The following is a 9,280-nucleotide window of genomic DNA, read 5'->3' on the forward strand; positions in this document are numbered from 1 at the left end:
GGTCTGTTGGGCGGTCACCGGTTGAGGGGGTGACGCGTCGACCGCGCCGGTGCGCGTCACGGAGAGCCAGAGGATTCGGGCATCCGTTCGTTCCGGCCCGGTGATTCATACCGTCGTGTGGTCGTCATCTTTTCTGCGTATCCCCACCGGCGGGCGCCCGTTCTCCCTGGTGTGCCCGCGGCGCCCCGTCCGCGGTGCGATCAGCTGATTCCACAGGGAGAACACCCCATGAACACTGCCAAGAAGGCCGCCCTCGTCATCGCCGCCGCCGGGGTCGCCGCCGGTGCCTCCGCCGGTTCCGCCTTCGCCACCGGGCACCACGCCGACGCCCGCGGCGCGGCCACCAACTCGCCCGGCGTCGGCTCCGGCAACCTCGTCCAGGCCCCGATCCACATCCCGGCGAACGTCTCGGGCAACTCCGTGAACGTCGTCGGCGTCCTCAACCCCGTCTTCGGCAACCACGCCGTCAACCACTGAGGCACCGCGCCGGAAGGGCGGACCCCGAGGCCCGGCGCCACCGAGCGCCGCCTCAGGGCCGCCCGCCCTCCCGGCGCCGCTCCAGCTCCTCCGCGTACGCGTTGTACGCCGCCACCTGCGCCCGCCGCGCCGTACGCTCCACAGGACGCAGCGCCTCAGCCCGCGCCGCGATCGCCGACGCGCTCAGCGCCCCGCCGTGCTCGCGTCCTTCACCCCCGCCGCCGTACGCGATCGCCACCAGCGCCCCCACCCGCTGGGCCAGCTCCAGCACCCGCACCGCACGCGCCGGATAGCCCGGAGCCAGCAGCTGCCTGCCCGCCTCCGTCCGCGCCCGGTACGCCTCCAGCGCCGCGTCGGCGACCGGCCCAGAACCCGCCACGTCCAGCCGGGTCAAGACCTCGGTGGCCTCCCGCAGCGCCTCCGCCAGCTCCCGCTCGGCCTCCGCGAGGGAGGGCACGTCGGCGGGCGGCGCCTCGCGCACCGGCAGGCACTCCCACACCATTTCGGTGTGCACGTCCTCGGGATCGGCCGCCTGCGGCCCCGCCTCGTGCACGGCGGGCACCAGCCCCAGCGCGGCGCCGTGCACCAGCACCGCCTCCTCGGCCGCCACCGCCCGCGCGTTGAACCCAGGCGGCCCGCTCAGCCCCAGCGGGTGCCCTGGCACCGGCAGCGCCACCCGCAGACCGACCGCGCCCAGCGACCGCAGCCGCCCCAGCGCCAGCGTCAGCCCCACCGGTGCGCCCTCCTCATCCGGCAGCGCCACACGGTGCACGGCGTCGCCCGCAACGATGCGCTCGGCGGCCTCGTCGGGCGAGACGAGACCGGCGAAGAGCGCGTTTCCCCAGGCGGCCAGCCGCCCGGAACGAGGTTCAGTGAGCATGGACCCAGCCTAGGGAAGCCTAGGGAGAGGCTTTCGCACACGGTGGCGTAGGTTTTCCCCTGGGGAATGTGCCCACAGGCACTCAAACGCGACTGCAATAGGAGACAACGCGCTCATGAGCGAAGTACTGGAGCTGGTGGACGTATCCGTGGTCCGCGACGGACGCGCTCTGGTGGAAGACGTCTCCTGGTCGGTCAAGGAGGGCGAGCGCTGGGTCATCCTCGGTCCCAACGGCGCGGGCAAGACCACCCTGCTCAACGTCGCCTCCAGCTACCTCTTCCCGACCTCCGGGTCCGCCCGCATCCTGGGCGAACAACTCGGCGGCGTCGACGTGTTCGAGCTGCGCCCGCGCGTCGGCATGGCCAGCATCGCGATGGCCGAGAAGCTTCCCCGCCGCCAGACCGTGCTGGAGACCGTGCTCACCGCCGCCTACGGCATGACGGCGCACTGGCAGGAGAACTACGAGAAGGTCGACGAGGACCGCGCCCGGGCCTTCCTCGACCGCCTGGGCATGTCCGAGTACCTCGACCGCAGGTTCGGCACCCTCTCCGAGGGCGAGCGCAAGCGCACCATGATCGCCCGCGCCATGATGACCGACCCCGAACTGCTGCTCCTCGACGAGCCCGCCGCCGGGCTCGACCTGGGCGGGCGCGAAGACCTCGTCCGCCGCCTCGGACGGCTCGCACGCGACTCCTACGCCCCCTCCATGCTGATGGTCACCCACCACGTCGAGGAGATCCCGCCCGGCTTCACGCACGCCCTGATGATCCGCCAGGGGCGGGTGCTGGCCGCCGGACCGCTGGAGACGGAACTGACCTCCCGCAACCTCTCGCTGTGCTTCGGCCTGCCGCTCGTCGTCGAGACGCAGAACGGCCGTTGGACCGCTCAGGGCCTGCCGCTGCGCTGAGCTCGCGCCTACCATGGGGCATGTGGATGCATGGGTCTGGTGGCTGGTGGCCGCCGCAGCGCTGGGAATCCCGCTCATCGTCACGGCCATGCCCGAGTTCGGCATGCTCGCGGTGGGCGCGGTGGCAGCCGCAGGGACGGCCGGGCTCGGCGGGGGAGCCGTGCCCCAGGTCGTGGTCTTCGCCATCGTCTCGGTGGCCCTGATCCTGGTCGTACGCCCCCTCGCGCGCCGCTCCCGCACCGAACGGCCCGCACTGGCCAGCGGCGTGGAAGCGCTCAAGGGCCGCCAGGCCGTGGTGTTGGAGCAGGTCGACGGGCGCAACGGGCGCATCAAGCTCGCCGGCGAGATCTGGTCGGCCCGCGCGCTCGACGCGTCGACGACCTACGAGCCGGGCAGTGAGGTGGATGTGGTCGAGATCGACGGAGCCACCGCCGTCGTGATGTGATGGCGTGAGCAACCGCACAGCGAGCGGCAGTTGCACGAGCGGCACGTACACAAGAGGCGATAACAAGATGCAGGGGGCAAGGCCGTGGACGCCATCATCATCGTCCTGATCATCCTGGTGGTGCTCGTCTGCATCGCGCTCATCAAGACGATCCAGGTGATCCCGCAGGCCAGCGCCGCGATCGTGGAGCGCTTCGGACGCTACACCCGCACCCTGAACGCGGGCCTCAACATCGTCGTCCCCTTCATCGACACCGTCCGCAACCGCGTCGACCTCCGCGAGCAGGTCGTGCCCTTCCCCCCGCAGCCGGTGATCACCCAGGACAACCTCGTGGTGAACATCGACACCGTCATCTACTACCAGGTCACCGACGCCCGGGCCGCCACCTACGAGGTCGCCAGCTACATCCAGGCGATCGAGCAGCTCACCGTCACCACGCTGCGCAACATCATCGGCGGCATGGACCTGGAGCGCACCCTCACCTCCCGCGAGGAGATCAACGCCGCCCTGCGCGGCGTGCTCGACGAGGCCACGGGCAAGTGGGGCATCCGCGTCAACCGCGTCGAACTCAAGGCCATCGAGCCGCCGACCTCCATCCAGGACTCGATGGAGAAGCAGATGCGCGCCGACCGCGACAAGCGCGCCGCGATCCTCCAGGCCGAGGGTGTCCGCCAGTCGGCGATCCTCACCGCCGAGGGTGAGAAGCAGTCGGCCATCCTGCGCGCCGAAGGCGAGTCCCGCTCCGCGGCGCTCCGCGCCGAAGGTGAGGCGCAGGCCATCCGCACGGTGTTCGAGTCCATCCACGCCGGGGACCCGGACCAGAAGCTGCTCTCCTACCAGTACCTCCAGATGCTGCCGAAGATCGCCGAGGGCGACGCCAACAAGCTCTGGATCGTCCCCAGCGAGATCGGCGACGCCCTCAAGGGCCTCGGCGGCGCCCTCGACAACTTCCGCCCCGACAGCGGCGGCGGCAACGGCGGTGGCAGCCGTGGCGGTGTCCCCAGCCAGATGACCCCGCCGGCCGTCACCAAGCCCCCGCGCGAGCAGCCCCCGCTCGACTCCTGATCAGCGGCCCCGCTCGGCTCCTGAGCAGCCCGCGCTCGCTCCCGAGCGGCCCGGCGCGGTCCCCGAGCGGGCGCCGTTCCGGTTCGCGCGCGGGCCCACCGCAGGGAACCGCGCCGTCCAGAAGCCGGACGCGGCGCACGCGAGCACCGACCCCTCGGGCATGATCAGTGGCACTGACACCGATCACCGGAGGGGCTTCGCGTGACCATATGGGAGGCAGTCGCCGTCTGTGCCGCCGGAATCGCCGCCGGCGGCATCAACACCGTCGTCGGCTCCGGCACCCTCATCACCTTCCCCGTGCTGCTCGCGGTCGGCCTGCCGCCGGTGACCGCCAACGTCTCCAACACCATCGGCCTCGTCCCCGGCTCCGTCAGCGGAGCCATCGGATACCGCAGGGAGCTGCGCGGCCAGGGCCGCCGCATCCTCCGGCTCGGCGCCGCGGCCCTCCTCGGCGGACTGACCGGCGCGATCCTGCTGCTCACCCTCCCCAGCAGCGCCTTCGACATGATCGTCCCGGTGCTGATCGCGGTCGCGCTCGTCCTCGTCGTCTTCCAGCCCCGGCTCGCCGCCGCCGTCCGCCGCCGCCGCGCACGCAAGAACAGCGCAGCACACCCGCACGGCGGTCTCCCCCTCCAGAGCGGCATCCTCGTCGCCAGCGCCTACGGCGGATACTTCGGCGCCGCCCAGGGCGTCATCTACATGGCCCTGATGGGGCTGCTGCTCAACGACGACCTCCAGCGCATCAACGCCGTCAAGAACGTCCTCGGAGCCGTCGTCAACGGCGTCGCAGCCGTCTTCTTCCTCTTCGTCGCCGACATCGACTGGCAGGCCGTCGTGCTGATCGCGCTCGGCTCGGCAGCCGGGGGCCAGCTCGGCGCCCGCATCGGACGCAAGCTGGCCCCCGCGGTACTCCGCGGCGTCATCGTCGCCGTCGGCCTCGTCGCCATCGTTCAGCTGACACTGCGCTGAGCCGAGCGCACCGCCTCCCGCGGGCGGTTCCGCATGCCCGGACCCACGGGCGGCGGACCCGCCTTCACGCCGTGGCCGCCGGCACCGTCAGCCACTCGGGGAGCGTGTCACCCTCCCCGAGCCCCAGCGCCAGCAGCAGGGCGTCGGCCGGCGTCGGCTCGAACGGCTTGACCAGCAGCCTCATCCCTGCCTGCGCGGGCGTGCGGTCCGCCTTGCGGTGGTTGTCCGCCGCACACGCGGCGACCGTGTTCAGCCACGTGTCGCCGCCCCCGTGCGAGCGGGGAACGACGTGGTCCACCGTGGTCGCCCGGCGCCCGCAGTACGCACACCTGTGCCGGTCCCGCACCAGCACGCCCCGCCGCGACCACGACGCCCGTTGTCGGAACGGCACTCTCACGAACCGGCGCAGTCTGATCACCTGCGGCACCGGTATCTCCAGCTGCGCCGCGCGCACCTTCAGCCCGGGATGCGACTGCTCGACGACGGCCTTCTCCCGCATCACGAGCACCACCGCCCGCCGCAGCGACACCGTCGACAGCGGTTCGAAACTCGCGTTGAGCACCAGCGTCTCCCGCATCCCGCCCGCCTCCCCTTGGACCCTCTCGGATCCCTCGGTTCTCCTCGGTTTCCTCCGCTTTCACCCCGTGCGCCCCCGCGCCGGGGTGGCTCCACTGTGCCGCTGTCCTCGCAGGCCGACAACGCAATTTCTGCCCGCTGTACGGCATATGAAGTGTCCGAGAACGCCAGGTCACCGAGGAAGACGGGGCACCGAGGAAAGGGGAGGGAGCACCGAGGAAGACCGGGCACCGAGGAAAGGGGAAGGAGCACCGGGGACACGGGGCGAGCTGGCGGGGCCGTCCGCCTGGGAGCGCGGGAGAGGAAGCCGGGCCGGAAGCGGGACGGTGGCAAAGAGCCGGTGGAGGGGCGTCGGAGGCAGCCGGCGCGGTCGTCCGACCCCCGGCCGGACTCCGGCGGACGGCGGGCGCCGATGAGCGCCTGCCGTCCCCGCTCGCGATGGCGTACCGCGCCACGGTGCCGACTGCCCGGATACACGTTGCGCCGCGCACGAGGCGCGGCGCAACGGAATTGTTCCGGCCAGCCGGCCGGAAGGCGGTCTCCGGTCTCCCGGGCAGCCGGTCTCCCGGTCGTCTCCCGGTCTCCCGGGCAGCCGGTCAGCCCTCCGCAGGGATCTCGTACTCGCCGATGACGTGCCCCCGCGCCAGCGTGTGGAAGCGCAGGTTGAACCCGACGAAGGCGGGCGTCGCGCCGGCGTCCGGACCGAGCTTCTCCGCGTCCACGGCGTAGACGGTGAACACGTAGCGGTGCGGCCCGTCCCCGGGCGGCGGTGCCGCCCCGCCGAAGTCCGGCGTCCCGAAGTCGTTGCGCACGTGCACGGCCCCCTCGGGGAGCCCCTTCATCTCACCCGTACCGGCACCCGCGGGCAGCTCGGTCACCGAGGCCGGGATGTCGATGACGGACCAGTGCCAGAAACCGCTGCCGGTCGGTGCGTCCGGGTCGAAGCACGTCACGGCGTAGCTCTTCGTCCCCTCGGGGGCACCCTCCCAGCGCAGGTGCGGAGAGGTGTTCCCCTCCGCGTACACCTGTGCGGAACCCAGATGGCCGCCGTCCGCCAGATCGTCGCTCACCACACGAATCGACGGCACCGGGGGGTGGAAGTCATGGGGAAGCGGGCGCCGTTGCTGGTCGGTCACGTCGGAACCTCCTCGTCACGCGAATCGCTGTACCGGCCAGCCTAACGATCGAGGCAGCCTCTCTTTGCCACCATGTCCAGGGTGCGAGAGCACGCCCCGTACACCCCAGCCCCACGCCCGCAGCCGCGGGCGCCTTCGAGCGAGTGACCACGACGAGACCGAAGCGGTGGTATGAGATGACCAGCCCCGTGGAACTGCCCGAGCTGCCCCAGGCCGACCTCCCCGGCCTCTTCGACGCCTCGGTACCCCCCGGCGTCTACCGGTTCCCCTCCGTGGGGCCCGACGCCCTCATGCAGGCGGACGCAGCAGGCTGGTTCGACGCGGTCGTGGACCTGACCGGTGTCGGCAACAAAGCCGACTTCATGGAGCGTTGCGCCACCGGACTGGAGCTCCCCGACTACTTCGGCCGCAACTGGGACGCCCTCGCCGACGTCCTCACCGACCTGTCCTGGTGGGGCGAGACCCGCGGCTACCTGTTCCTGGCCACCGGCTGGACGGAGTTCGAACAGGCCGACCCCGAGGACGCGACCGCCGCCGCGGAGGTCTTCACCGCCGCTGTCGGCTTCTGGGCGGTACGCGAGACCCCGCTCAGCATCCTGCTGGGCTGAGCGGGGCCGTAGCGCACCGAAGCGGGGGAGGACGTCGCCGGCTGAGCGGGACCGAACCGTCCCGACCGCGTCAGAAGCCGAGCCGACCGCCTCAGACTCCGACCGCCTCAGACTCCGGCCGTCTCAGAAGCCGAGCCGACCGCGTCAGAAGCCGACCGCCTCGGAAACCGAAGGCGTCAGAACCAGTTGCGCTTCCCGCCGACCTCGGCCAGCCACTGGTTGAGGTACCCGGCCCAGTCCGTCTGCTGGTAGGTGTCGAAGTCCACGGGGAACGCGCGGAAGGTGTCACTGCCCTCCGAGAACAGTCCCGGCTTCTTGTCCATCTCCAGCACCACGTCCATCCCGCGCGCGTCCGCGACGAAGGACAGCTCGACCTGGTTGAGCCCCCGGTACTGCTGCGGCGCGTGGAACTCGATCTCCTGGTAGAAGGGCAGCCGCTGCCGCGTGTTGCGGATGTGCCCCTTCTCCATGTCCGCCGACTTGAAGCGGAAGCCCAGCTGCCCGAACGCGTCCAGAATCGCCTGCTGCGCGGGCAGCGGGTGGACCTCCACCGGGTCCAGGTCGGTCGAGTCCACAGCCCGCGCGATAGCCAGCTCCGTGCACACCCCGATCTGCATGCCCCGCAGCTGCTGCCCCAGGAACGTGGTGACCGGCGTCTCCCACGGCACCTCGAGGCTGAAGGGCACCACGTGCGAAGCGCCCTCGTGCAGGGTCAGCTCGCCACCGAGCTGCTGGGTACCGAACTCGATGTTCTGATGCGTCTCGCCGTCGTTCGTCTCCACCTCGACCCGCGCCTGCAGGCCCACGGACAGCGCCTGGATCTCCTGCTCGACGGAGCCGCCCTCGATCCGCACCTCACCCTGCACCACACCCCCGGGCACGGCGTGCGGCTCGTGCAGCACGGTGTCGACGGACGCGCTGCCCATACCCATGCTCGCGAACAGTTTCTTGAAGCCCATCCCTCGTCCTCCCCGTCCGGCTCCCCGGCGGGAGCGCGGCCAGTTCTCGTGGCGCGGCGCTCACACGCCGCTCTTCTGCGCGGTTCTTGTACGCTCGGAGGGCATGATCGCAGGCCGAGACAGCAAGCCCAGCACGACCGGCGACCACCCGTACCTCCCCCGAACGTTCTTCGACCGTCCTGTCCTGGATGTCGCTCCCGAGCTCCTCGGTCGCATCCTGGTACGCACGACGCCACAGGGACGCATGCAGTTGCGCATCACGGAGGTCGAGGCGTACGCGGGTGAGGCCGATCCCGGCTCTCACGCCTACCGGGGCAGGACCCATCGCAACGCTTCGATGTTCGGGCCCCCAGGTCACGCGTACGTCTACTTCATCTACGGAATGTGGTACAGCCTGAACCTCGTCTGCGGACCCGAGGGGCATGCCAGCGGTGTCCTGATCCGCGCGGGAGAGGTCCTCGAAGGGATGGACCAGGCCAGGCAGCGCCGGCCGAAGGCCCGCAAGGACGCGGAACTCGCCAAGGGCCCCGCCCGCCTCGCGACGGCACTGGCCGTGGACCGCGAGCTGAACGGCGCCGACGTCTGCTCCCACGACGCCACCGCACCGCTGAGCGTCCTCGCGGGGGAGCCGGGTGACGCCGACGCGGTACGCAACGGCCCCCGCACCGGAGTCGGCGGAGAGGGCGCCCACCAGCCGTGGCGCTTCTGGCTGGCCGACGACCCGACCGTCAGTCCGTACCGCCCCCACAAGCCACGGCACCGCCGGCCGGCACTTGACGCGGACCGTCCCACCCCCTAATGTAGATCGAGCCGCTGAAGACGGGACGGCTTGCCACGGGCTCCAAGCCCAGTGAGAGCGCCCCCGTACGAAAAGCGGCAGATCACTACCCAGGACGTGAACCCCTTAACCGGGGTCGCTTTCGGTACGCCGAAAATCGACCCCGAGAGACTCGATTATGAGTCTCGGGGAAAACGAGCTAAAGTAGTGAACACCGAAAGGGCAAACGTCCGGAGAAACCAGTGAGATGGTCTCGAAGGAAGCGTCCGTTTCTTGAGAACTCAACAGCGTGCCAAAAGTCAACGCCAGATATGTTGATACCCCGACCTGCCGGGTTGTTCCGGTGGGTTGAGGTTCCTTTGAAATACACAACAGCGAGGACGCTGTGGACGGGTTGGATTATTCCTCCGGCCTGTTCCGCTCTTCCTGTGGATGATTGAAGCATTCACGGAGAGTTTGATCCTGGCTCAGGACGAACGC

At 70.6% G+C, this 9,280-nt stretch carries 11 protein-coding genes; 7 read left to right on the forward strand and 4 right to left on the reverse strand.

Features of this window, described 5'->3' with window-relative positions:
* Nucleotides 1-228: 228 nt before the first annotated feature.
* The gene (locus AB8Z75_RS26070) at nucleotides 229-477 is read left to right on the forward strand and encodes a chaplin (RefSeq protein ID WP_369206055.1); all 249 of its coding nucleotides are present in this window, start codon (nucleotides 229-231) and stop codon (nucleotides 475-477) included.
* 52 nt (nucleotides 478-529) lie between these two features.
* On the opposite strand, the gene AB8Z75_RS26075 is transcribed toward AB8Z75_RS26070, so the two are convergent.
* Nucleotides 530-1,357 carry a hypothetical protein gene (locus AB8Z75_RS26075; protein ID WP_369206057.1) on the reverse strand — a complete coding sequence of 276 codons (828 nt, stop codon included), beginning with the start codon at nucleotides 1,355-1,357 and terminating at the stop codon, nucleotides 530-532.
* 115 nt (nucleotides 1,358-1,472) lie between these two features.
* On the opposite strand from AB8Z75_RS26075, the gene AB8Z75_RS26080 reads away from it, so the two are divergent.
* The 4 genes from AB8Z75_RS26080 to AB8Z75_RS26095 all read left to right on the forward strand — a co-directional run bounded on the left by AB8Z75_RS26080 (nucleotide 1,473) and on the right by AB8Z75_RS26095 (nucleotide 4,743).
* Nucleotides 1,473-2,264 (forward strand): ABC transporter ATP-binding protein, encoded by a 792-nt coding sequence (locus tag AB8Z75_RS26080; RefSeq protein WP_369206059.1) that lies wholly within the window; start codon nucleotides 1,473-1,475, stop codon nucleotides 2,262-2,264.
* Nucleotides 2,265-2,277: 13 nt separating this feature from the next.
* Nucleotides 2,278-2,709 (forward strand): NfeD family protein, encoded by a 432-nt coding sequence (locus AB8Z75_RS26085; RefSeq protein ID WP_369206062.1) that lies wholly within the window; start codon nucleotides 2,278-2,280, stop codon nucleotides 2,707-2,709.
* 84 nt (nucleotides 2,710-2,793) lie between these two features.
* The gene (locus AB8Z75_RS26090; protein WP_369206063.1) at nucleotides 2,794-3,774 is read left to right on the forward strand and encodes an SPFH domain-containing protein; all 981 of its coding nucleotides are present in this window, start codon (nucleotides 2,794-2,796) and stop codon (nucleotides 3,772-3,774) included.
* Between the two features lie 201 nt (nucleotides 3,775-3,975).
* On the forward strand, nucleotides 3,976-4,743 hold the full coding sequence (locus AB8Z75_RS26095) for a sulfite exporter TauE/SafE family protein (RefSeq protein WP_369206065.1): 768 nt from the start codon (nucleotides 3,976-3,978) through the stop codon (nucleotides 4,741-4,743).
* Nucleotides 4,744-4,807: 64 nt separating this feature from the next.
* On the opposite strand, the gene AB8Z75_RS26100 is transcribed toward AB8Z75_RS26095, so the two are convergent.
* A complete protein-coding gene (locus tag AB8Z75_RS26100; RefSeq protein WP_369206067.1) occupies nucleotides 4,808-5,320 on the reverse strand; it encodes an HNH endonuclease in 513 nt (170 codons plus the stop codon).
* 595 nt (nucleotides 5,321-5,915) lie between these two features.
* The gene (locus tag AB8Z75_RS26105; RefSeq protein WP_369206069.1) at nucleotides 5,916-6,455 is read right to left on the reverse strand and encodes a YbhB/YbcL family Raf kinase inhibitor-like protein; all 540 of its coding nucleotides are present in this window, start codon (nucleotides 6,453-6,455) and stop codon (nucleotides 5,916-5,918) included.
* Between the two features lie 176 nt (nucleotides 6,456-6,631).
* Between AB8Z75_RS26105 and AB8Z75_RS26110 the strand changes: the two genes are divergently transcribed.
* Nucleotides 6,632-7,063 (forward strand): barstar family protein, encoded by a 432-nt coding sequence (locus tag AB8Z75_RS26110; RefSeq protein ID WP_369206071.1) that lies wholly within the window; start codon nucleotides 6,632-6,634, stop codon nucleotides 7,061-7,063.
* A gap of 176 nt (nucleotides 7,064-7,239) precedes the next feature.
* Here AB8Z75_RS26110 and AB8Z75_RS26115 read toward each other — a convergent pair whose 3' ends face one another.
* A complete protein-coding gene (locus AB8Z75_RS26115) occupies nucleotides 7,240-8,022 on the reverse strand; it encodes a sporulation protein (RefSeq protein ID WP_369206073.1) in 783 nt (260 codons plus the stop codon).
* Nucleotides 8,023-8,125: 103 nt separating this feature from the next.
* Between AB8Z75_RS26115 and AB8Z75_RS26120 the strand changes: the two genes are divergently transcribed.
* Complete coding sequence (locus AB8Z75_RS26120; RefSeq protein ID WP_369206075.1) at nucleotides 8,126-8,821, forward strand: DNA-3-methyladenine glycosylase; 696 nt, start codon at nucleotides 8,126-8,128, stop codon at nucleotides 8,819-8,821.
* Nucleotides 8,822-9,280 lie beyond the last annotated feature (459 nt).

Origin of the sequence: Streptomyces sp. PU-14G (genome assembly GCF_041028275.1) — a bacterium.
Taxonomy (GTDB): Bacteria; Actinomycetota; Actinomycetes; order Streptomycetales; family Streptomycetaceae; genus Streptomyces.